The 23,311-nt window shown below is 70.5% G+C and carries 22 protein-coding genes; 13 read left to right on the top strand and 9 right to left on the bottom strand.

Translation table 11 applies throughout. The annotated features are described in order from the left end of the window. Positions 1-3: 3 nt before the first annotated feature. Together arfB and IEV96_RS05590 are read right to left on the bottom strand one after the other, a co-directional pair. A complete protein-coding gene (arfB, locus tag IEV96_RS05585) occupies positions 4-426 on the bottom strand; it encodes an alternative ribosome rescue aminoacyl-tRNA hydrolase ArfB (protein WP_188509669.1) in 423 nt (140 codons plus the stop codon). Between the two features lie 16 nt (positions 427-442). After that, positions 443-913, bottom strand: coding sequence for a hypothetical protein (locus IEV96_RS05590; protein ID WP_188509670.1), 471 nt, complete (start codon positions 911-913; stop codon positions 443-445). Between the two features lie 29 nt (positions 914-942). Between IEV96_RS05590 and IEV96_RS05595 the strand changes: the two genes are divergently transcribed. Then, on the top strand, positions 943-1,770 hold the full coding sequence (locus IEV96_RS05595; RefSeq protein WP_188509671.1) for a UbiA family prenyltransferase: 828 nt from the start codon (positions 943-945) through the stop codon (positions 1,768-1,770). A gap of 51 nt (positions 1,771-1,821) precedes the next feature. Here the strand turns inward: IEV96_RS05595 and IEV96_RS05600 are convergent, their stop codons facing one another. Together IEV96_RS05600 and IEV96_RS05605 are read right to left on the bottom strand one after the other, a co-directional pair. Beyond that, on the bottom strand, positions 1,822-3,189 hold the full coding sequence (locus tag IEV96_RS05600; protein WP_188509672.1) for an MFS transporter: 1,368 nt from the start codon (positions 3,187-3,189) through the stop codon (positions 1,822-1,824). 28 nt (positions 3,190-3,217) lie between these two features. After that, entirely contained in the window at positions 3,218-3,892 is a 675-nt protein-coding gene (locus tag IEV96_RS05605) for an esterase/lipase family protein (protein ID WP_188509673.1), read from the bottom strand. Positions 3,893-3,932: 40 nt separating this feature from the next. On the opposite strand from IEV96_RS05605, the gene IEV96_RS05610 reads away from it, so the two are divergent. Beyond that, positions 3,933-5,183, top strand: a complete 1,251-nt coding sequence (locus tag IEV96_RS05610) for an FAD-binding protein (protein ID WP_229733080.1) — start codon at positions 3,933-3,935, stop codon at positions 5,181-5,183. A gap of 10 nt (positions 5,184-5,193) precedes the next feature. Here the strand turns inward: IEV96_RS05610 and IEV96_RS05615 are convergent, their stop codons facing one another. The 5 genes from IEV96_RS05615 to IEV96_RS05635 all read right to left on the bottom strand — a co-directional run bounded on the left by IEV96_RS05615 (position 5,194) and on the right by IEV96_RS05635 (position 11,792). Next, complete coding sequence (locus tag IEV96_RS05615) at positions 5,194-7,836, bottom strand: DEAD/DEAH box helicase (protein WP_188509675.1); 2,643 nt, start codon at positions 7,834-7,836, stop codon at positions 5,194-5,196. Between the two features lie 52 nt (positions 7,837-7,888). Beyond that, complete coding sequence (locus IEV96_RS05620) at positions 7,889-9,544, bottom strand: hypothetical protein (RefSeq protein ID WP_188509676.1); 1,656 nt, start codon at positions 9,542-9,544, stop codon at positions 7,889-7,891. Positions 9,545-9,581: 37 nt separating this feature from the next. Continuing rightward, positions 9,582-10,784, bottom strand: coding sequence for a winged helix DNA-binding domain-containing protein (locus IEV96_RS05625; protein WP_188509677.1), 1,203 nt, complete (start codon positions 10,782-10,784; stop codon positions 9,582-9,584). Between the two features lie 45 nt (positions 10,785-10,829). After that, positions 10,830-11,246 carry a DUF1761 domain-containing protein gene (locus IEV96_RS05630; protein ID WP_188509678.1) on the bottom strand — a complete coding sequence of 139 codons (417 nt, stop codon included), beginning with the start codon at positions 11,244-11,246 and terminating at the stop codon, positions 10,830-10,832. A gap of 78 nt (positions 11,247-11,324) precedes the next feature. Next, entirely contained in the window at positions 11,325-11,792 is a 468-nt protein-coding gene (locus IEV96_RS05635) for a VOC family protein (protein WP_188509679.1), read from the bottom strand. Positions 11,793-11,894: 102 nt separating this feature from the next. Here IEV96_RS05635 and IEV96_RS05640 point away from each other — a divergent pair, with 102 nt between their 5' ends. From IEV96_RS05640 to IEV96_RS05695, 11 genes are all read left to right on the top strand, one after another. Further along, positions 11,895-12,887 carry a helix-turn-helix transcriptional regulator gene (locus IEV96_RS05640; RefSeq protein WP_188509680.1) on the top strand — a complete coding sequence of 331 codons (993 nt, stop codon included), beginning with the start codon at positions 11,895-11,897 and terminating at the stop codon, positions 12,885-12,887. 147 nt (positions 12,888-13,034) lie between these two features. After that, on the top strand, positions 13,035-13,847 hold the full coding sequence (locus IEV96_RS05645) for an alpha/beta fold hydrolase (protein WP_188509681.1): 813 nt from the start codon (positions 13,035-13,037) through the stop codon (positions 13,845-13,847). Further along, positions 13,840-14,445 (top strand): TetR/AcrR family transcriptional regulator, encoded by a 606-nt coding sequence (locus IEV96_RS05650; RefSeq protein WP_188509682.1) that lies wholly within the window; start codon positions 13,840-13,842, stop codon positions 14,443-14,445. Before IEV96_RS05645 ends, IEV96_RS05650 begins: the two co-directional genes overlap by 8 nt. Positions 14,446-14,504: 59 nt before the next feature. Continuing rightward, positions 14,505-15,956 carry an SDR family NAD(P)-dependent oxidoreductase gene (locus IEV96_RS05655; protein ID WP_373282438.1) on the top strand — a complete coding sequence of 484 codons (1,452 nt, stop codon included), beginning with the start codon at positions 14,505-14,507 and terminating at the stop codon, positions 15,954-15,956. After that, complete coding sequence (locus IEV96_RS05660; protein ID WP_188509684.1) at positions 15,950-16,183, top strand: putative acetyltransferase; 234 nt, start codon at positions 15,950-15,952, stop codon at positions 16,181-16,183. The genes IEV96_RS05655 and IEV96_RS05660 overlap by 7 nt, the downstream gene beginning before the upstream one ends. A 69-nt stretch (positions 16,184-16,252) precedes the next feature. Next, positions 16,253-17,284 (top strand): LLM class flavin-dependent oxidoreductase, encoded by a 1,032-nt coding sequence (locus IEV96_RS05665; protein WP_188509685.1) that lies wholly within the window; start codon positions 16,253-16,255, stop codon positions 17,282-17,284. Between the two features lie 140 nt (positions 17,285-17,424). Further along, entirely contained in the window at positions 17,425-17,829 is a 405-nt protein-coding gene (locus tag IEV96_RS05670) for a DUF6325 family protein (RefSeq protein WP_188509686.1), read from the top strand. A gap of 272 nt (positions 17,830-18,101) precedes the next feature. Beyond that, positions 18,102-20,765 carry a winged helix-turn-helix domain-containing protein gene (locus tag IEV96_RS05680; protein WP_188509688.1) on the top strand — a complete coding sequence of 888 codons (2,664 nt, stop codon included), beginning with the start codon at positions 18,102-18,104 and terminating at the stop codon, positions 20,763-20,765. A gap of 32 nt (positions 20,766-20,797) precedes the next feature. After that, positions 20,798-21,286, top strand: coding sequence for a DUF1269 domain-containing protein (locus tag IEV96_RS05685; protein WP_188509689.1), 489 nt, complete (start codon positions 20,798-20,800; stop codon positions 21,284-21,286). 74 nt (positions 21,287-21,360) lie between these two features. Then, on the top strand, positions 21,361-22,428 hold the full coding sequence (locus IEV96_RS05690) for a glycosyltransferase family 4 protein (RefSeq protein ID WP_188509690.1): 1,068 nt from the start codon (positions 21,361-21,363) through the stop codon (positions 22,426-22,428). 1 nt (position 22,429) lies between these two features. Further along, a complete protein-coding gene (locus IEV96_RS05695; RefSeq protein ID WP_188509691.1) occupies positions 22,430-23,284 on the top strand; it encodes a hypothetical protein in 855 nt (284 codons plus the stop codon). Positions 23,285-23,311 lie beyond the last annotated feature (27 nt).

Raw genomic sequence — 23,311 nt, forward strand, 5'->3', positions numbered from 1 at the left:
GGGCTATTCGGCGAGCGGGCGCTGGCGCTGGCGCTTCGTCGCCGAGCGCTGCTGCTTCGCCGCGAGGTGTCGCCTCCCCGAGCCCTTCGTCGGTTTCGTCGGTCGTCTCGGCGGCGCATCCGGGGCGAGGGCGGTGGCCACCAGCTCCCCGAGTTTTTCCAGGGCCACCTCGCGATTGCGCAACTGGGAACGCTGCTCTGAGGCGCTGACGGTGACCACACCCCCGACGAGCCGGGCGTCGAGCCGGTCGCCCAATCGGGCGCGTTGCGCGTCGGAGAGCACGGTCGACTCGGCCACGTTCCAGAACAGTTCGACGCGGCTGTCCGACGTGTTGACGTGTTGCCCGCCCGGGCCCGACGACCGGGAGAAGCGCCAGCCGAGTTCCGCCGCCGGGATCGTCAGTGCCGGCGACACGCGCAGATCCATGTCCGGGGAGGAGGGGTCAGTCGAGCCAGGTCAGCGAGGCGAAGTCCTCGGCCGTGAGCCCGAACTGCTCGGTGTTGCGGGCGACGAGACTGCGCAGCTCGTCGATCTCGACGGCCTCCCGCACGATGACGTCGATGCCCGCGGGGGTGAACGCCGTCTTCTCAAAACGGATCGCGAGCACGGTCGAGGCATCGTTCTTACCCGTGACCGCCCAGCGGCTACGGGCCAACTTCAGCAGGCTCTTGCCGCGCCAGACGAAGTGGTCGTCGGCCCATTTGTCGGTGCCGACCACGTGCTTCTCCTGGTTGTCGGCGGTGAAGTAGCTCACGTCGTCGCGCAGGGTCAGCGGGTTCTCGCTGACGAGGTCGTAACTGAACCGGGGGGACTTGCGCTCGCGGTTCAGCCACATCGGGAAGTTGGTGGCTCGCACGTTCCAGACTCCGGGGAGAATCGAGGCGAGGTCGCTGGCGTGCGGCGTGGTGGGCATCTGGCAACGGTATCGGAATAGCATTTGATATGCCCGATAACGCGCCAGCCCGCCCCGTAGCACTCGCGTTATCGACACACCCCGGTCCGACGGTCGCCGTGACCGTGGTCACGGCGGTTCTCGCCCTCGGAGCCGGGCTCGACGCGTGGCGTCTCGCGCTCGTGACGATGGCCGTGTTTCTCAACCAGATTTCGGTCGGCCTCTCGAACGACTGGATCGACGCGGAACGGGACGCCGCGGTCGGCCGCCGCGACAAACCGATCGCCCGCGGCTGGATCGACGTCGGCACGGTGCGAACGGTGTCGATCGTCACGGCGGTCGTGGCTGTGCTGCTCACCGTGCCGCTCGGCTGGGGCGCGACGGTGGCCCATCTCGTGTTCATCGCCTCGGCATGGGCCTACAACGCGTGGCTGAAGCGGTCGCCGTTCTCGGTGCTGCCGTTCGTCGTGAGCTTCGGCCTGCTGCCCGCCATAGTGACCCTCGCCGCCGAGACGCCGCGGTTCGCGCCGTGGTGGATGCTCGCGGCCGGCGCCCTGCTCGGCGTCTCCGCCCACTTCGCAAACGTGCTGCCTGACCTCGCCGACGACGCGGCCACGGGGGTCGCCGGGCTCCCCCACCGTCTGGGCCGGCGGGCGAGCGGGCTCACCATCGCCGGCGCGTTGGGCGTGGCATCCGTTCTCGTCGTCTTCGGCGCGGGAAACCCGGGCGTCGTGCAGTGGGTCGGACTCGTCGTCACTCTGGGGCTGGCCGCGGTGTGTGGTGTGCTCGCCCTGACGCGGCCGCCCACCCGGCTGCTGTTCCAGCTGATCATGGCCGCGGCGCTGGTGAACGTCGCCCTGCTCGCGCTCGCGGCCTAGTTCTCCACAGGGCGCGACTACCGCCGCGAACTCGACGGCGCCCGACGACCGCTATTTCTTCTCGGGCACCTTCTCGTGCACGGGGTTGCTGATGCCGATGAGGGAGACGATGCCGCCGAGGATGAGCAGCACCGCGGTGACGAGGAGTCCGCGGTGGAACGAGTCGACCGTGAACTGCGAGCCCACGATGACGCCGACGAAGGCGATCGCGATCAGACCGGCGATGCGCGAGATCGCGTTGTTGATCGCCGAACCGATGCCGGACTGCTCCGGCGAGATCGACCCGAGGATCGCCGAGGTGAGAGGTGCGACGGTCATCGTGAGGCCGAGCGCGAAGACCACGACGCCGGGGAAGACCTGGGTCCAGTAGTTCACGTCGTCGCCGATGCCGAGCATCAGCAGGTAGCCGATGCCACCGACGATCGGGCCGAGACCCATGAACAGGCGCGGGCCGTACTTGCCGGCGAGGGCTCCGAAGAACGAGGAGAGCGCGATGCTGATCAGCGTCATGGGCAGGAAGGCCAGTCCCGCGGCCGTCGCCGAGAAGCCGCCCACCTGCTGCAGGAACACGGTCACGATGAATCCGCCGAGCGACAGCGCGCCGTAGACCAGGGTGGTGGAGACGTTTCCGACCGAGAAGTTGCGCACGCTGAACAACCCGAGCGGCACCATCGGGTGCCGGGTGGTGCGCTGACGCAGGATGAACGCGAGCAGTGCGATCAGGCCGAGCACGAACGGTAGATAGATCGCCGGGCTCGACCAGCCGAAGTTTGCCTGCTCGATGAGTGCGAAGACCGGACCGCCGAGGCCGACGATGCCGAGCACGGCTCCGAACCAGTCGATCCCGCCGCCCTCCGGGCGCACGTTCTTCTCGCCGAGGCGGGCGATCAGCACGAGCGTGACTGCGATCGGGATGATGTTGATCGCGAAGACGAGGCGCCAGTTGAGGTAGTCGACGAAGAGGCCGCCGAGCAGGGGGCCGACCAGGAACGCGGCGCTCGTCCACCCCGTCCAGGTGCCGATCGCCTTCGCCTGCGGTGCACCCCGGAAGGTCGCGATGATGATCGCGAGCGAGCTCGGAACCAACAGTGCACCCGCGATGCCCTGGGCCCCGCGCAGGATGACGAGGGACTCGGCCGTGGGCGCGAGCGCGATGAGCACCGACGTCACCGCGAAGCCGTAGAGGCCGGCTTTGAGCACGACCCAGCGTCCGAACGTGTCGGAGAGCGACCCGGCCAGCAGGATGAGCGTGCCCAGGGTGATGGCGTAGGCGTCGACGACCCACTGCTGTGTCGTGATGCCCCCGCCGAGTTCCTTCTCGATCGCGGGCAGCGCCACGTTGATCACCGAGCCGTCGAGGAAGGTGACGAACGACGCGAGTACCGCGATCGAGAGCACCAAGCGTTGATTTCGCGTCATGCTCGTAGTCAACACCAGGCGGGCGGTTTCATTCCGCCGCGGGTGTCGAGTTCACCGCGGCTTCGACTTCGTCGAGCACGCGGTGGTCGACGAGGAGCTGGAAGTGCCCGTCCACGGGCACCCGCACGTTCGTCGCGCCCGGCAGTTCGCTGCCGGCGGGGATGTGCGGGTCGTACTCGCCGTAGACCGAGACGATGCGCGAGTTCACCTCGGCGTTGGCGGCGAGCAGGGCGAGGGTCGTATCGGTCGGGATGAACGCACGAAGCGGCCGCACCGGCATGTACTTCGACAGGCTCGAGCCTTGGAACGGCGACGCGATCGCCACCAGCCGGTCGATGCGCCCCTCGACGTCGTCGAAGAGCATCATGTGCTTGGCGATGAGCCCGCCCTTGCTGTGGGCGACGATGATGACGTTGCGCAGGTCGTGCTCGTCGACGTAGCGCTGCACGGTGGCCGCGGCATCCGGAATCGCGTCGATGTTGCGGCCGAGCAGTTCGACGGCGTGCACAGGGTGTCCGGCGCGGGCGAGGCGTCCGCCGGCTGCGCGCAGGAATTGCCAGCGCTCGTAGACGCCGGGAATGAGCAGGACGGGCGCGAGGTGGCCGCGCGGCTTGGGCACGGTGCGGTGACGGAGCGTGGCGCCGAGGCTCACCCGGGCCGCGTAGGCGTAGTCGGTGAGCCAGACTTTCGCGCGACCGAGCATGTGGTCAGTCTACGATCCGGGGCCGGTGCAGAATGGAGCAATGTCTACCAACGTCGGTGAGAACTGGGCCCGAAGCTACGAGTACACGGCGGAGACGCTTGCGCGTCCGACGACCGTGGGCGAGGTGCAGGACGTCGTCGCGGCGGCGACGCGGGTGCGGGCGCTGGGCAGCCGCCACTCGTTCACCGACCTGGCGGACTCCCCCGGGACGCTCGTCAGCCTCGACCTGCTCGATGCGCCGATCGAGATCGATCCGCATACGCGCACCGTCACGGTCGGCGGAGGCGTGCGGTACGGCGACCTCGCCACCCGGTTGCAGGGCGCGGGGTGGGCGCTGCACAACCTCGCCTCGCTGCCGCACATCTCGGTCGCCGGCGCGGTCGCCACCGGCACCCACGGCTCGGGAGACGCCAACGGCACGCTCTCCGCCGCGGTCTCCGCCCTCGAGATCGTGACCGCGTCGGGCGAGCTGCTCACGCTGCGCCGCGGCCAGCCCGACTTCGACGGCGCCGTGGTCTCGCTCGGCGCTCTCGGCATCGTCACGCGCGTGAGCCTCGACATCCAGCCCACGTTCGACGTGCGCCAGGACCTCTACGACGACCTCGCCTTCTCCGACCTGCTCGCGAATTTCGACGCCGTCACCTCGAGCGCCTACAGCGTCAGCCTGTTCACGGACTGGCTCGGCGACACCCTCGCCACCGTGTGGATCAAGAGCCGAATGGATGCCGCGGCGCCCCCCGAGCGGATCCTCGGCGCCGAGCGGCAGGTCGCCGGGCGGCACATGCTGCCCGATCAGCCCGCGTCGAACGTCACCCAACAGGGCGGCATCGCGGGGCCGTGGAGCGACCGGCTCGCGCACTTCAAGCTCGGCTTCACCCCGTCGAACGGAGACGAGCTGCAGAGCGAGTACCTCGTGCCGCGCCGCAACGCCGTCGCGGCGATCGAGGCCGTGCGCGCGCTCGGGCCTCGCATCGCGCCGCTGCTGCTCGTCACCGAGCTGCGCACCATGGCGGCCGATTCGCTCTGGTTGAGCGGCGCCCACGAGACCGACGCGGTCGGCATCCACTTCACCTGGAAGCCGCTCGCCGCCGAGGTGCGCGCCCTGCTGCCCAAGATCGAGGCGGCGCTGCTCCCACTCGGAGCACGGCCGCACTGGGGCAAGGTGTTCGTCGCCGAGCGGTCCGAGCTCGAGCCGCTCTTTCCGCGAATCGCCGATTTCCGCGAACTGGCCGGCCGGCTCGACCCGCAGCGCAAGTTCGGCAACGCGTTCCTGGAGCGCACCGTCTACTGATCGGGGGCTCTCAGGCGAACGCGTCGAGACGGCCGACCGCCGTCACCTTGACCACCGCCACGCCCAGCTCCGCCGACTCGGCGAGGTCGACGGTGGCGCTGATGCCCCAGTCGTGATCGCCGGCGGGGTCGGCGAAGATCTGGCGCACCGTCCAGACCTCGGCGCCCTCCTCGACGATGAGCATCGCCGAACTGCGGGCGTCGCTGTCGGTCGCGAGGTCGTCGTGCACGTCGAAGTACGAGTCCATGGCGTCGCCCCACACGTCGGCGGTGAATCCCGACGCGGCATCCAGAGCACCGAGCTCCTCGTACTTGTCCAAGGCGGCGAGCTGCACCCGACGGAACAGCTCGTTGCGCACGAGCACCCGGAACGCCCGAGGGTTGGTGAGGATCGACGGCGGCGCGGGCGGCAGCACCGGCTTCTCGCCGGGCGCGGTCGGGTTGATCAGCTGCTCCCACTCGTCGACGAGGCTGGAGTCGACCTGCCGTACCAGTTCGCCCAGCCACTCGATGAGGTCGAGCAGCTCCTCGGTCTTGGCCTCGTCGGGGACCGTCTGCCGCACCGCGCGGTAGGCGTCGCTGAGATAGCGCAGAACGAGTCCCTCGCTGCGCGCGAGCTTGTAGTAGCCCACGTAGTCGGCGAATGTCATGGCGCGCTCGTACATGTCGCGCACGACCGACTTGGGGCTGAGTTCGAAGTCGCCGATCCACGGCTGGGTGGCGCTGTACTGCTCGAACGACGCGTCGAGCAGCTCCTCGAGCGGCTTCGGCCAGGTCACATGCTCGAGCAGCTCCATGCGCTGGTCGTACTCGATGCCCTCGGCCTTCATCGATGCGACGGCCTCACCGCGGGCGAGGAACTGCTGCTGCGACAGGATCGGGCGGGGGTCGTCGAGCGTCGCCTCGAGGATCGAGATCATGTCGAGCGCGTAGCTCGGCGACTCGGGATCGAGAAGTTCGAAGACCGCGAGAGCGAAGGGAGACAGCGGCTGGTTCAGCGCGAAGTTCGGTTGGAGGTCGACGGTGAGGCGGATGTCGTAATGGATGACCGCTGCCGAGGGTTCGGCGTTCCAGTCCTCGTACTCGCCGCTGTCGAAACCGTCGACACCCTCGAGCGCCGACTTCAGCGCCGGCGACGTCGCGACGGGATCGGCCCGTGGGACCTGGGTCACGACGTCGGCCGTGCGCAGCGTGCGGTAGATGGCCAGGGCCTTGCGCGCCATCGCGAGCTGCTTGGGCCAGGGGTCGTGGCTCTCGAAGATGAGGTCGCGCATCTCCTGGAACGCGTCGCCCTCCCGCGCGATCACGTTGAGGATCATCGAGTGGCTCACCTGCATGCTCGAGTTCAGCGTCTCGGGCTCGGCGGCGATGAGGCGGTTGAAGCTCGGCTCGCCCCACGACACGAATCCGTCCGGCGCCTTCTTGCGCACGATCTTCTTGATCTTCTTCGGGTCGTCGCCCGCCTTCGCCACGAGCCGGGCGTTCTCGCTCTCGTGCTCGGGCGCCTGCGCGACCACCGTGCCCGCCGTGTCATAACCGGCGCGACCGGCGCGACCCGCTATCTGGTGGAATTCACGCGCCGTCAGCTGGCGCATCCGCACGCCGTCGTACTTGGTGAGCGCCGTGAACAGCACCGTCCGGATCGGCACGTTGATGCCGACGCCGAGAGTGTCGGTGCCGCAGATCACGCGCATCAGGCCCTGCTGCGCGAGCTGCTCGACGAGTCGGCGGTACTTGGGCAGCATGCCGGCGTGGTGCACGCCGATGCCCGAACGGATGAGCCGGGAGAGGGTCTGACCGAAAACGGTGGTGAACCGGAAGTCGCCGATGGCCGCCGCGATCTCGTCGCGCTGCTCGCGGCTGACGATCTTGATGCTCGTCATCGCCTGGGCCCGTTCGAGCGCCGCGAGCTGCGAGAAGTGCACGATGTAGATGGGCGCCTGGCCGGTCGCCAGCAGGTCTTCGATGGTCTCGTGCACCGGCGTCGTGGCGTAGCTGTAGCCGAGCGGCACGGGGCGCTCGACGCCGGTGACGACGGCGGTCTCCCGACCGGTGCGGATCGTCAGGTCGTCGGCGATGCGCGAGACGTCGCCGAGGGTCGCCGACATGAGGATGAATTGCACGTGCGGCAGCGTGAGCAACGGCACCTGCCAGGCCCAGCCGCGGTCGGGGTCGGCGTAGAAGTGGAACTCGTCCATAACGACCTGGTCGACGTCGCTCTGGTCTCCGCCGCGCAGGGCAACGTTGGCGAGGATCTCGGCGGTGCAGCAGATGATGGGCGCGTCGGGGTTCACCGACGAGTCGCCGGTGACCATACCGACGTTCTCGGCGCCGAAGATGTCGACGAGGGCGAAGAACTTCTCCGACACGAGTGCCTTGATCGGCGCGGTGTAGTAGCTGCGCTTGCCCTGGGCGAGCGCGGCGAAGTGGGCGCCGATCGCGACGAGCGACTTACCCGTGCCCGTCGGCGTCGAGAGGATGAGGTTCGCGCCCGAGACGATCTCGATGAGCGCCTCCTCCTGCGCCGGATACAGGCGAAGGCCGCGGTCGGCCGCCCACTCGGAGAAGTTCTCGAACGCCTGGTCGGCGTCGAAGGGGCGGGGGGCGCGCTCGAGAAGCGTCGCGGGGGCGGTGGTGGCGACATCCTCAGGCATGATGCTTCGATCATCCCCTACTGCGCCGGGCGGCGCGTCCAGGTGGCCCCCCTCAGCGACGCTCCGGCAGCACGCGAGGCAGACGCCAGAACTCGGGGAGCACCAGCACGGCCACCGCGGCGAGCGCCGCCCAGACCGGATGGACCACGGCGGGGCCGCCGACCGCCAGCCACACGCCGACGAGCAGCACAGCCCGCACCACGAAGCCGCCAGTCCAGACCTTCGGGGCGGGCGTCCCCGGCGGCGTCCACTCCACCCGGGCGGCCCAGCCGCGCCAGAGCACACCGTTGCCCCACAGGGCGACCACACCGACCACGACGGCGACTATCGGGCCGAGCGCGGGATGCGGCGCGGTTCCGAGCGCGAGCAGGTCGACCACCGAGGACAGGGCCGCGGGGACGGCCGGCGAGACGAGAAGTGCGAGGGCAAGGACGAGTGCGAGGATGCGCCCGACCCCGAGCTGCCGCACGCTGCGCGCGTGGGCGGCACCCCGGGCGGGCGCACCCGGGTCGGCGAGGGCGATCCCGGTGAGCAGCCGCACGAGCGGATCGATCACCTGCGCCGTGTTGCGCGCGTAGGCCTGGTGCTCGGTGAACGGGTTGGCGGTGTTGTGCACCGGGTGTTCTTCCGGACCGGTGGCGTCGCTGGCGGGGCCGCCGTAGACCTCGCGCCAGCGCAGCTCCCTGGCCCGCATGCTGGTGGAGACGGTACCTGCCGTGAACGGGTCCCAGATCGCCCAGAGGTTGAGCCAGCGGGGCCGGCGCTCCAGGCGAGACCACTCCTCGACCGGGCTGAACCGGGACGCGGCGCCACCCGGCCCCCGTTCGGCACGCGGCACCCCGGCAACGGCGGCCCGCACGCCGGCGAGTCGTCCTGTGGTCCATCGCGGTGCGCCGAGCAGGGCCAACGTGCCGCCCACGGTCACGAACGCGTCGACCGGCACGCGCACCTCGCCCGTTGCGGGGTCGAACAGGGTCTGCGCCGCGATTGTCGCACCCTGCGAGTGGGCGAGCAGGACGACCTGCGTGGCGTCGACCTCTTCCCCCTCCGCCCGGGCGAGCAGCGCGGCCCGCACGCTCGCGGAACGCACACCGTCGCGCACGACCGCCCGCATCGCCGCGGCGCGCACGGGCCGCCTGGTCCACACCGCCACGTCACCGACGAACTCCGCGAGCCCGCTCGTGACGCCGCGGACGAGCCATGACACCCCGGGCACCAGCAGGAGCAGGCCGACGAGCGGGAACAGCAGGGTGAGCAGCAGGCCCGTCCCGGCCAGTACCAGCCAGAAAGCAGCCACGACCGGTGCGCTCACCACACGCCACCACGGGTTCACCCAGATGATGCGGGTGAAGTGCGAGCCCAGCCGGAGAAGCGCGCGCCACGCGAACGGACCACCCCAGGCGAACACCTCGCCGGGTTGCAACGGGAGGAACGACTCGGCCCAGCGCGCCTCCGTCACCACGAGCACCACCTCGTGTTGCGCTCCGTCGTCACCTCGGAACCGCACCCGGGCGTTCACTTCGTCGGGCGCGTCCCCGGCGAGCGCCACGCGTTCGAACGCCACCCCGTCGCCGCCCGATCCCCGGGACACCCAGTCGAGCCGCCGCAACAGGGGTTCGGCCCACTGGAGCAGGGTCTCACTGCGACGCTGGCTGCCCATCCCGTGCACGACGACGAGGGCGACGACACGTTTGTGCGCGGGGCTCATGGTGCACACGCTACGCCCCGGCGCGCCGTCGGATGATCTACGCGCTCCCGTGTTCGCACTCCCGTTCCTGCACGCGCATGGCGGGCGACCGGTACCCGGTCGGGCTCCGCACGCCGCCGAGCCAGGCGGTCAGGCGCGACGCCTGATCGTCGATCGACTCCCGCACCGCGGGCGTCACCGGTTCGAGGAAGCGCACACGCACGACCGCGCCCGCGTCCTGTATCCAGCTGCCCACTACCCGTCCGTCCGACCAGACGGTGTTACCCGCGTTGCCCCGGCTGTCGAACAGCTGTGCTCCGTGTGGGCCGAGGTAGAAGGCGCGGTCCTTCCATCCCATCACCGTCGGGTCGAGGGGCGGCAGGAGCGCGGTCCACGGTGCGTTCCCCGCCCCGCGGTCGAGGTCATCGGTGTCAAGGTCGTCGGGCAGGACCCACCCACGCAGAGCACCGTCGAGCGAGACCTCCACCGCGCCGAGCTGCCGGATGGCGAGCCGAACGGCCCCCTTGGTCGCACCCAGCCACCAGACGATGTCGTCCTCGGTTCCCGGTCCGAACGCACGCAGCCACCGGCGCACGAGTTCGCGGTAGCCGTCTGCCGCCTCCATCCGCTCGACGGGAGCACCGAGCCAGCGGTCGGGCAGGGTCCACAGCGGCCGCGCCGTCGGGAAGCCGCCGGTAGACGGGCCGCGAACGATCACGCCTTCGGCTCCGAGCAGCGTGAGCACCTGCGGGGCAGACCAGGTCTCCCCCGCCGTCGTCGCGACGGTGACGTCGATGAGCGGCACGGCCCGGCGCAGTTCCGCGGCGGAGAGGGCGTCGGGACCCGCGGAGAGTGCCGCCGTCACTCCCGCCCGCGCGCGGTCGAGCCAGTCCCCGCCGCTCGAGGCGAGGCCCGCCCGCTCGAGGTCGCGGGCCATCCGAGAGTGTTCGGATGTCGCGACGCGCACCGCCGCGCTGCCGAGCACGGCGGGCAGCAGCTCCCGCGGGAAGGCGAACAGCGTGCGACGCATCGCGAGCTGCTTGACGAGGGTGCGGTCGGTGTAGAGCGCCGCGTCGATCTCGGCGACGGTGACCCCGGGCGAGCGAGCCCACACCGAGAGGTAGACGCTCGGCGCGTCGGTCGCGTGCAGGGCCACGACCGACGTCGCCGCGTCCACGGGCGTCCGCGCGGGCGACTCTGCGGCGAGCGCGTGCCTGGTGGCGATCCGGGCCCGTCGTTCGTCGTCGGTGATGTGTCGCATCGTGTCATCCGCCCCTCTCGTCCCGCACCATCGGCGCGCTACCCGTCAACGCCAGAGGGTCAGGATGACGCTCGCCGCGACCGTGCAGAGAATGAAGTACGGCGCGTTGATGAGCGTATACAGCAGCGGGCGAGGGAAGTTCGGGTTGATCGCGATGTTCAGCGTCTGGGCGACGAGGTAGCCGATTCCCACGAGGAGTCCGAACACGACGCCGTCGCCGACCGACTCGACCGACAGGGCCCGGAGCAGGATCGCGCTCGTGACGACTACGGCCAGGCTCGAGACGAGGGGTCCGAGGATGAAGAGGGGTCCGGGCTTCGGCAACTGCGCGGCCTCTTTTCCGAGGGCCACCCGATACGGTCGCGCGACTATCGCGGAGAAGTAGAGGCCGCCGAGCACGGCGAAGACGACGGTAGAGGCGATTACTGCCAGCCAGTTGATTTCGGGAAGAACGCTGAACATGGTTGAACTCCTGGGTTATTGGGGTGTGCGGCTGAGGGTGCGGCGCGGGAGACTCTCGTCCCCCACGCCGCGGCGGTTCTATTCGGCGGTGTAGACGGCGGCCACGTCGAGGATCCAGGTCACCCCGAACGAGTCGGTGAGCATGCCGAATCCGGCGCTCCACGCCGAGGCCGCGAGGGGTTCGACGATCGTCGCGCCGACCGCGAGCTTCTGCCAGTACGACTCCACCTCGTCGAGGGTCTCGCCGCGCACGGAGACGAAGAACGGCTGGTCGGTGACGGTGATGCCGTTCTCGCGCCGGGTCGAACCCGCGCCAGCAGTCGATCCGCCCGACTGGCCGGGGATGTCGTAGGCCATGACCCGGAAGCCGTCCTCGCTTTCGACCTGGCCGAAGACGACGCCGTCGGCGCCGGGGGCGTCCTCGGGCATCCCGAAGTCGCCGTAGGTCGCGATGGTCACGCGTCCGCCGAAGACGGACTGGTAGAACCCGAGGGCCGCCCGGGCGTCGCCACGGAAGTTGAGGTGGGTGGTGGTCGTGATGCTCATGTCTGCTCCTAGTGAGAACGGCACCGGGGTTCTCCCCGGCTCCACCACTGTGACGGGTGTCTAGGACAGGTTCGGTCCTAGACCCCGCGTATCATCGAGAACATGACGACGCCCACCTCGCGCCTGCTGAGTCTGCTCTCGCTGCTGCAGACGCGCCGCGACTGGCCGGGCGTGGTCCTGGCCGAACGTCTGGGCATCAGTCACCGCACCGTGCGTCGTGACGTCGACCGGCTGCGCGAGATGGGCTACAGCATCCGGGCGACGATGGGTCCGGACGGCGGCTACCGACTCGACGCCGGAAGCGAACTGCCGCCCCTGCTCTTCGACGACGATCAGGTCATCGCGCTGGCGGTGGCACTGCGCGCCGCGACCCTCTCCGGCGTCGGCATCGAGGAAGCGGCCGTGCGTGCCCTGACCACCGTGCGGCAGGTGATGCCCTCGCGTCTGCGTCACCGGCTCGACGCCCTCGAGTTCACGACCGTCGCGACCCGCGCGGGTGGGGGTGTGCAGGATCCGGTCGCACCCGACGTGCTCGTGACGCTGTCCGCGGCCGCCCGCGCCCAGGTGGAGCTGCGTTTCGACTACGCGGGCCGCCTTCCGCTCGACGAGCCGACGCGGCGCCGGGTCGAGCCGCACCACGTCGTGACCGCCCAGGGTCGCTGGTACCTCGTGGCCTGGGACCTCGAGCACGACGACTGGCGCATCTTCCGCGCGGACCGCATCACCCCACGCACCCCCACCGGCGGGCGGTTCCGCCCGCGCGAAGTCCCGGGCGGCGATGTCACCCGGTACGTGGCCGCCCGGTTCAAGGGTTCCGCCGATACCGACCGGTGGCCGTGCACGGGCACGGTCGTGCTGCATCGGTCCGCGTCCGACGTGATTCCCTTCGCCGGCGACGGGATCGTCGAAGACCTCGGCCCCGACCGCTGCAGCCTCGAGGTCGGATCCTGGTCGTGGATGGCCCTCGCCGCCTCGCTGGGCCGCTTCGACACCGACATCGACGTCGTGCACCCCCCGGAGCTCGCCGAGGCGTTCGGGGAGCTCGCCGCGCGCAACGCCGCGACGGCCGCCGGCGGCGTGAACGCTCCGTCCTGATAGACAGGTATCGGCGCGGCGCCACCGGTCGCCACGAAGGGACCTCGTCGCGACGCCGCCTTCTTCGTCGAGACGGATGAAAACAATCGCGACCGGGGCGCTACAAACGCTTGACATGGTCAAGCTAGTGCCACTAGCTTTGTGGCTATGAACACTAACCAGAACACATTGTCTGTGCCGAACGGCACCATCGCCTACGACGACTCGGGCGAGGGCCCGCTCATCGTCTGCGTGCCGGGGATGGGCGACCTGCGCGCCAGCTACCGCCACCTCGCCCCCGCGCTCGTCGTCGCCGGCTACCGCGTCGTCACCACCGACCTGCGCGGGCACGGCGACAGCAGCACCGGCTTCCCGTCGTACGGCGACGAGGAGACGGCGGGCGACGTCGAGGCGCTGCTCGACCACCTCGGATCCCCCGCGGTCATCGTCGGCAACTCGATGGGCGCGTCCGCCGCCATGCTGACGGCCGCGCGCCGCCCCGAGCTCGTCACCGGCCTCGTGCTGCTCGGCCCGTTCGGCCGCAACCCGAAGGTGTCCCGCGCCCTCACGCTCATCATGCGCGCCGCAACCGCGGTCCCCTGGGTGACCGTCACCTGGAAGGCCTACCTGCCCTCGCTCTACGCCGGCAGGAAGCCGGCCGACCAGGCCGAGTACACCGCCAGCCTGTTCGCCGCCCTGCGCCGCCCCGGCTACGCCGCCGCCTTCTCGCGCACGACACGCTTGAGCCACGACGCCGTCGAGCGCGCGCTTCCCGCGGTGCACACCCCGTCGCTCGTGCTGATGGGCGGGCTGGACCCCGACTTCCCGGACCCGCGCGCCGAGGCCGACTGGCTCGCGAACGCCCTCGGCGGTACGGCCGTGATGGTCCCCGACGCGGGCCACTACCCGCAGTCCCAGCGTCCCGATCTCGTCGTTCCGGCCATCGAGTCGTTCCTGACGACGGTTGTTCCCCGTGGCTAGGGCGGGGTTGACCCACGACCGCGTGGTCGAGGCCGCCGAGGTGCTCGCCGACGAGGTCGGTATCGCGGGCCTGAGCTTTGCGGCCCTCGCCGACCGGCTCGGCGTCAAGGTGCCGAGCCTGTACAAGCACGTCGCGTCGCTCGACGCGGTGCGCCAGTCGATCTCGGTGCGCGCGAAGAACGACATGGCGGATGCCATCGGTGCAGCCGCCATCGGACGCTCGCGCGGGGAGGCGGTGCGCGCGCTCTCGCTCGCCTACCGTGCGTGGGCGGGGGCGCATCCGGGCCGCTACGAGACCACGCTGCGGGCCGCGATCCCCGGCGACCCCGCCGACGTGCGCGCGGGCTCCCGCGCGGTCGAGGTGATCTTCTCGGCCCTCGCCGGCTACGACCTCTCGCGTGAGGCGACCATCGACGCCACCCGCATGCTGCGTTCGACCCTGCACGGCTTCGTCGCCCTCGAGGCGGCCGGCGGCTTTATGCTGCCGCTCGACGTCGACGCGAGCTTCGAGTCGATACTCGGCGCGCTCGACCGCACGTTCGACGGCTGGGACCCCGCGGGCCGGGAGCCCGGGCGGGAGCCGAACGCGATCGTTTAGAATCGTGTGTGCCTTCCCAGCCTGACTCCCCCTCCGTTCCCGACGACGCCGCGACCACCGTGCCCGGCGCCGCGATCGATCCCGCCGACCTCGCCGTGACCCTGCGGGTGCTCGAGTCGATGGCCGCGATCGACGAGGAACACCCCGACTTCATCACCGTGCGGCGGGCCACGGCCAAGATGTTCAAGTCGGTCAAGAAGGAGCGTCGGCTCGACAAGCGCGCCACGATCGCCGACGCCGACCGCGCCGTCGTCGCCGCCACCGCCACGGGCGCGCCCGACCGCATCGACGACGAGACCCGCGGCGTGCCGATCGCCGCGTCGACGACCGCCCCGACCGCCGGGACGCTCCTCAAGCCGCGCAACTGCTACATCTGCAAGCAGCCGTACACCCAGGTCGACGCGTTCTACCACCAGCTCTGCCCCGAGTGCGCGGCCATGAGCCACGAGAAGCGCGACGCCCGCACCGACCTGACCGGCAAGCGCGCGCTGCTCACCGGCGGCCGCGCGAAGATCGGCATGTACATCGCCCTGCGGCTGCTGCGCGACGGAGCGCACACCACAATCACCACGCGCTTCCCGCGCGACGCCGTCCGACGGTTCACGAGCCTGCCCGACTCCGCCGACTGGATCGACCGCCTGCGGGTCGTCGGAATCGACCTGCGCGACCCCGCCCAGGTGATCGGGCTCGCCGAGTCGGTCGCCGAGCAGGGACCGCTCGACATCCTGATCAACAACGCCACGCAGACCGTGCGCCGCTCCCCCGGCGCCTACCAGCCGCTCGTCGACGGCGAGCTCGCCCCGCTGCCCGACGGCCCGCTGCCCGAGCTCGTGACGTTCGGCCACACCAACGACCCGCACCCGCAGGCCCTCGCCCAGTCGGTGACCGCCCACCCCATCCTCGCCGCGGCCGCGTCCCGCGCCGAGCAGCTCACAGAGCTGGCCATGACCGCCGGCTCCTCGTCGCTGGAACGCCTCGCAGCCGGCACCGCGATCGATGCGGGCGGCCTGCTGCCCGACCTGCACGACGCCAACTCGTGGACGCAGCACGTCGACGAGGTCGACCCGCTGGAGATGCTCGAGGTGCAGCTCGCCAACACGACGGCGCCGTTCATCCTCATCTCGAAGCTGCGGCCGTCGATGGCCGCGTCGCCCGCCCACCGCAAGTACATCGTCAATGTCTCGGCGATGGAGGGCGTCTTCGGCCGGGGTTACAAGGGTCCGGGTCATCCGCACACCAACATGGCCAAGGCGGCCGTCAACATGCTCACCCGCACCAGCGCCCGCGAGATGCTCGAGACCGACGGCATCCTCATGACGAGCGTCGACACCGGCTGGATCACCGACGAGCGCCCGCACCCGACCAAGGTGCGCCTCGCCGAGGAGGGCTTCCACGCCCCGCTCGACCTGGTCGACGGCGCCGCCCGCGTCTACGATCCCATTGTGCGCGGCGAAGACGGCGAAGACCTGTTCGGTATCTTCCTCAAGGACTACAAGCCGAGCTCATGGTGACGCCGGTCGAATTTCTGAAGAACGCGGGTGACGGCACCCGCGTGGTCATCCGGTACGCCCTGCACGACGACCCGGAGGGCTCGGCGACCGACGCGCTCGGCTACCTCTCGGGCACCGACGCCACCCACTGCGTGATCGCGACCGTGCGCGGGCTCACCACGATCGCGTTCGCCGACGTGATCGCGGCGAAAGAGGTCCCGCCGCCGCCCGCTCCGAGGCCACGCTAGAACAGGGAATACCGCGCACCGCCGCGAGGTTGCCAAGTCCATACGTTTGAATTGACTAGGAGACAGACCATGGAGATCGAACTCGGGCTCGACACCTTCGGCGATGTGACGGACGACGCCGAAGGCCGCCCCCTGCCGCACGCGCAGGTGCTGCGCAACATCGTCGACCAGGGCGTCCTCGCCGACCAGGTCGGCATCGACTTCATCGCCATCGGCGAGCACCACCGCGAAGACTTCGCGGTCTCGGCACCCGAGGTCGTGCTCTCGGCGATCGCGGCCCGCACCTCGCGCATCCGGTTGGGTTCCGCGGTGACCGTGCTGAGTTCGGATGACCCGATCCGGGTCTTCCAACGCTTCGCAACGCTCGACGGCATCTCGAACGGCCGCGCGGAGGTCATCCTCGGGCGCGGGTCGTTCACCGAGTCGTTCCCGCTCTTCGGATTCGACCTGGCCCAGTATGAGGAGCTCTTCGACGAGAAGCTCGACCTGTTCGCCGCGGTGCGCCAGCAGCAGCCGGTCACCTGGCAGGGCAGCACCCGCGCGCCGCTCGCCGAGCAGTCGGTCTTCCCTCCCGTCGAGAACGGCCTGCTGAAGACCTGGGTCGGCGTGGGCGGAAGCCCCGAGTCGGTCATCCGCGCCGCCCGGTACGGCCTGCCGCTGATGCTCGCCATCATCGGGGGCGAACCGCTGCGCTTCGCACCGCTCGTCGACCTCTACCACCGCGCGCTCGAGCAGCTCGAACAGCCGACCCAGCCCGTGGGCGAGCACTCCCCCGGACATATCGCCGAGACCGACGAGCAGGCCCGCGAGGAGCTCTGGCCGCACTACCAGGCGCTCATGGCCCGCATCGGCCGCGAACGCGGCTGGCCGCCCATGACCCGCGCGCAGTTCGACGCCGCCGCCGCCCCGGAGGGTGCGCTGTTCGTCGGCTCGCCGGAGACCGTCGCGACGAAGATCGCCTACGCCGCGAAGGGTCTCGGCCTCTCCCGCTTCGACCTCAAGTACGGCAACGGCGGCCTGAGCCACGACAAGCTGATGAAGAGCATCGAGCTGTACGGCACCCGGGTCATCCCGCGCGTGCGCGAGCTCCTCGCCGACTGAGGCAGGCGGCCCGTGGGTGCGACCGCGGGCCGTCACCTTCGCCGGGTGATTCTGCCCGCCCGCGGCTGGCGCACACTGGGCACCACCGCGGGGGCAGATTCCGCGGATGCCACAACCGCCGGCGCGGAGGGGAGCAGACGATGGGTCCCGTCGACGTCGTCGTCATCTCGTTCCCCGACGCGGGACTGATGTCGGGTGTCGCACCGCTGCTCGAGCAGCTCGCTTCAGGTGGCACCCTCCGCGTCGTGGACGCGGTGATCGCAGCGCGAACCGCGGGGAGCGCGGTCACGGTCACCGACCTCGAAGACGACATCGTGCCGCGCTGGTCGAGGATCAGTCCCGACCCCCGCCCGCTGTTCAGCAGCGCCGACGCCGAACTCGTCGTCGCGGGCATCCGGCCAGGCAGCTCGGCGCTGTTGCTCGCGATCGAACATGTGTGGTCGGACTCGCTGGCGCTGCTCTCCTCCGACGTGGGCGGACTGCTGGAACTGCACGTCCACGTCCCGCCCCACACCGTGGCGGCCGCGGCGACGGTGGACAGCTAGGGGACCGCATGCCCCTCTTCCGGAGATTCGGCAGACCCGGGCTTCTCACCGACGTCACCCGCGCCGCCGTCGTGGGAGGCACCGCCCCGATGATCGCGCGCGCCGTCGAGCGCGGAGCCGCACGGCCCGCGGCGATCGAGCCGGGCATCGCCGCCGACCGGACGGCCACGCCGGATGGCCCGTGTTCAGCCGAAACGGGTGAGCCTCACCCGTGAAGGGCGATACGCCTCCGCCCCCTACCGCGCCCTCCTGCCCGGTCGTATATTCATCGCATGGTGACGGCGAGCGGTGCACGACTCATCCACGACACACCGGCGGCCAAGGTCAGCGTCCCGGTTCCGGTCGGTCCGTTGGTCGAGCGACCGCGCCTCTACGACGCGCTGTCGACCGGACTCGATTCGCCCGACGCGACGTTCATGATGATCAGCGCGCCGGCCGGCTACGGGAAGTCGTCGCTGCTCGCCCAGTGGTGCGCCATGGCGAGAGACGAGGGTGTGGTCGTCGGGTGGTGCGAACTCGACAACGACGACAGGGATCCGCTGGTCTTCTGGGGCTCCCTGCTGGCCGCCCTCGTCGTCGCCGCCGCCGGCAACGACGCGGCCGAGCGCGCGCTCGGCTCACTCGAAGTGAGCATGGCGCCGCGCAAGCACAGCGAGTTCCTCGCGGGTCTCACCCGGGCGCTCGACCTCCTCGGCCCGCGCACGGCCGTCGTCTTCGACGACACGCACCTGCTCGCCGACGGGGCATCCGAGGCCGAGTTCATCCGGTTCCTCAAGCTCGTTCCGGCGAGCGTCTACGTGGTCTTCGCCACCCGGTCGTCGCTGCTCGAACAGCGCGCCCGGCTCACCAACCGCGTGCGCGAGCTCACGGCCGACTCGCTCTCGTTCACCCACGCCGAGGCCTGCGCGCTGTTCGAGGACGACGACATCGACGGCGGCGGAGTCGACTCCCTCTACGCCGCCGCCGAGGGCTGGCCGGCGGCGCTCAGCCTGGCCCACGCCGGCGTCGCCCGTTCGACCGGCACCCTCGACGCACGGCTCGGCCTGCTCGACCCGGACGTGCTGCACCAGTACCTGCAGCGCGAGGTCTTCGACGACCTGGGTCCGCTCGACAGGTCGACGATGCTCACGGCCGGCATCTGCCCGCTCGTCACGGCCAGCCTCGCGAACGCGGTGGGCACCTCGCTCGACAGCGCCCACGCCCTGCGACGGCTGGCCGGCAACAACCCCATGCTGCGCCGCGTCTCCACCGACGAGCTCGGACGGGTCTGGTACCGCGTGCAGCCGCTGTTCCGACTGTTCCTGCGCGAGAAGATCGTCGAGCTCTCTCCCACGGCGCTGCGGGAGATGACCGGGCGGGCCGCCGAGTGGCACGTCGTCAACGGAGACCCGCTCGTCGCCCTGCAGTTGGCGCTCGACATCGACGACGGGGAACTCGTCGAGACGGTGCTGCGGCGCTCCGGCTACGCGCTGGTCTCCGAGGGACACGCGGCGGAGGTTCTCGCGCTCGCCGGTTCCGCTACCGGCCGCACGACCGCCGGACCGTTCTCGAGTCTGATGATCGCCTGGGCCGCGGCGGACTGCGGCGAGACCGACCGCGCGGCCGACGCCGTCGCTCGGGTGCGCCCCACCGGTCTCGACGTCGACGACCTCTTCGAGTGGGACTGGCTGCTCTACCTCGTTCAGCTGCGCATCGCGCTGCTGCGGGGGGAACGTATCGACGGCCTGTCGTCGGGTTGGGCCGACAGCACCATGCTGGCGCTGCCCGACGAGCTGTGCGCGGCGGTGCACCTAGGCCGCGGTCTCGCCGAGACGCGCGTCGGTGCGACCGAGCGTGCCGTCGAAGAGCTCGAGGCGTCACGGGCGATCGCCGAGAACATCGGCGACCTGTCGGTGCAGACGATGAGCGCCGTCGGCCTGGCCGCCACCAAACTCGGCGCGAGCGACCTGCGGGCCTGCCTGCGCCACGCCCTCTGCGCGCTCGAGATCGCCGGACGGTCGTCGGGCCGCGCCTCTGACACCGCGCTCGCCCACGCCCACATGCTCGCCGGCTGGGCGCACCACGAGCTGCTCGACGAGGCGTCCGCGCTCGAACACCTGCGGGCGGCCGCCGACTTCGCCGGCAGGCAGCACCTCTCCGAAGTGACGACGGAGACACGGCACGCGCTCCAGGCGGTGACGTTCGACTCGCTGCCCGACAAACGACGGGCCGCCCAGGATTTCACGACCGGATGGCCCCAGCCCTACCTCGTCGGCGCTCCGGCGTCGGTGGTCGTGTCGTCGCTGCACTTCGGCATCCGCATGGCGCTGACGATCGGCGAGCACCGCTGGAGCGAGCGGCTGCTCGACCGGGCGAGGCACCTGATCGGCGAGGGTCACGACTGGAACGTGGCCTACGCGCTGCTGCTGTACTCGACGGGGCGGCAGTCGTCGGCCCGCAGCATCCTGACTCCCCTCCTGCACGAATCGCGCGGCGCGCGCACTCCGCTCAGCGAGATCGTGGAGTGGTCGCTCGAGGCGGTGTTCGAACACGAGTCCGGCAACGCGTTTCGCGCACACGCGGCGATGTGCCGGTCGTTGGAGAGGGCGGATGACACGGGGGCGCTGGCCGAGGTGGTGCGGCCCGGCGGCGATTCGGTGCGCGCCGTGCTCGCGCACGGCCTGCACCGTTTCGGCAGGCACGACGGTATCGCGACGCAACTGCTCGCCCGCGGCCGCGCGGAGTTCGAGCCCGACCAGCCCCTCGGCGCGCTGACGCCGAAGGAGCGGGAGCTGCTCTCCGAGCTGAAGACACTGCGCACCGTCGGCGAGATCTCCGACGACATGCTGCTCTCGATCAACACCGTGAAGACCCACATGCGCGGCATCTACCGCAAGCTCGGCGTCTCGTCGCGACGCAGCGCGATCGCCGAGGCGGAACGCCTGGGACTGGTCTGATCCGCCCGGCCCAATCAGAAAGCGAGAATGTCATGACCAGCACCCTGTCGGTCTGGAAGTTCGACAGCGTCAACGGGGCGGTCGAGGCCGAAAAGGTTCTGCTCGACCTGCAGCGGGAGAGCCTCATCACCGTGGACGACGCCGCCGTGGTGTCGTGGGAGGTCGGTTCCACCGGGCCGAAGACCCGTCAGCTCACCACGTCGGCGGGGGCAGGGGCGCTCGGCGGTAGCTTCTGGGGCTTGTTGTTCGGCCTGATCTTCTTCGTCCCGCTGCTGGGCACCGTGGTGGGTGCCGTCGTGGGGGGCATCGCGGGATCGCTCTCCGACGTGGGAATCGACGACACGTTCCTCGACAGCGTGCGCGACAGCATCACCCCCGGCACCTCCGCGCTCTTCGTGCTGACGAGCGGGGCCGTCATCGACAGGGTCGCCGACGCGTTCGAGGGGGTCGACGTCGAGCTCATCGACACCAACCTCAGCCACGACGACGAGGCGAAACTGCGGGAGGTGTTCGGGGCCTGAGATCGTCACCCCGCCCGGGCTGATAGCGTGTCGATCACCCGTGCACGATCTGAGACCCTGGGGGCGCACCACCCGTGAAGCTGTTCTTCGACTGTAGGGCCGTGCGCTGGGGAACCCACGACGGCATCAGCCGCTACTCGGCCAACCTGGTGCGCGAACTGGCCAAACTCACGCCCGTGACGATGATCATCAACGACGAACGCCAGCTCGAGATGCTGCCCGACCTGCCGTGGATCAAGGCACCGGCGATGACGAGTCCCAAGGACTCCCTCATGTCGCGCTACCTCAATCCGTTGCATCCGGATGTCGTCTTCTCCCCCATGCAGACCATGGGGTCCCTGGGGCGCAACTACAAGCTCGTGCTCACGGTGCACGACCTCATCTACTACACGCACCGCACGCCTCCGCGTAACCTGCCGCAGGCGGTCCGGGTGCTCTGGCGCCTCTACCACCTCGTCTGGTGGCCGCAGCGGATGCTGCTCAACCGGGCCGACGCCGTCGCGGCGGTCTCGCGCACCACGATGGACCTCATCACGCGCAAGAAGCTCACCACCAAACCGCTCATCCTCGCGCCGAACGCGAGTTCGCTCGCCGCCGCCTCGGGCGAGCCCGCCGCGACCCGGCCGCGCGACAAGAGCCTCGTCTACATGGGCTCGTTCATGCCGTACAAGAACGTCGAGACGCTCGTGACGGCCATGAACGACCTGCCCGACTACACGCTGCACCTGATGAGCCCGATGTCGGCCGAGACGCAGCAACGCCTCCGTGCGCTCAACACCGCGGACAACCTGGTCGTGCACGACGGCGCGACCGACGCCGAGTACGTCGAGCTGCTGCAGCGGTCGACGGCCCTCGTCAGCGCGTCGCTCGACGAGGGATTCGGCATCCCGCTCGTCGAGGCGATGGCGTTCGGTGTGCCCGTCGTCGTCTCCGACATCACGATCTTCCACGAGATCGCCGGGGACGCCGGTCTCTTTTTCACGCCGACGGATGCCGCGGCTTTCGTCACAGCGGTCGAATCCCTCGAGGCGCCGGGCGCGTGGGCGGCACGGTCCGAGGCGAGTGTCGCCCAGGCGGCCACCTGGAGCTGGGAGAACTCGGCCGCCCAGCTGTGGGCCGGGCTCCAGGCGGTGAACGCCTGACATGCGGCGGGGGCTCTTCGGCGCACGCCAGGCGCCGGGCGAACCGGAAGCCGGGCCGGCCGAGTCGATAGCGGCCCGCGCCCGCGCCGCCCAGGCCCGCGAGTCGGCCGAGACCCGGCGCACCGCCAAACGCTCGGGCGAGGCGGCCCGGCTCGCCCTGATCCGCACGGTCGAGCAGAACGAACGCGAGCTCGAACTGGCGCTCGACACCGTCGTGCGGTTCGAGCCGACCACGCTGGGCTTCCTCGCCACCGAGATCGACTCGGCCGACCCGATCACGCAGTGGTCGACGCTCGGCCGCTCCCCTGTGCCCGACGCCGGCCTGCCCGGCTGGCTGCGCGACCGCTGCCTCACGGCCAACTCGGAGAGCGTGGTGCTCGACTGGCTGACCTTCCGGGCCGTCTTCCGCGCACACAAGGAGTTCTCGGCGCGCGGCACCGACGACCCGCTGCCCCAGATCTACGAGGCGCTGTCGTTGCAGCCCGGTGAGAGCCTCGCCGTCGAGGGCGTGCTGACGGCCGGCCGGCGGGAGTGCGACCGGATCCTGCGGGTGGCGCTCGCGCTGCGTACCGCCCAGCGCGCTGCGGTGGCCCGCGACATCCGCTCGCTCACCGGGTACGCGGCGGCGGACGCCTGGCACGCGTTCGACCGCGCGAACCGGTTCGTGACGGCCCAGCTCGCGGAGTGGCTCGTGGCGGAGGACCCGGCCGACGGGGAGGTCGCGGCGCAGGTCGCGGCCGGCCGGTTCTCGACCGACGAATTCACCGCGACCGGACGCAGCACCGGCATCGCCCCGTACGACATCGACGAGGCGGCCTTCGCCGCCGACCTGCGGCGCACCACGCCGAGCACCTAGCGCCGCGGATCGCGGCTTCGTGGCGGC

The organism is Conyzicola nivalis (assembly GCF_014639655.1).
GTDB classification, from domain to species: Bacteria; Actinomycetota; Actinomycetes; order Actinomycetales; family Microbacteriaceae; genus Conyzicola; species Conyzicola nivalis.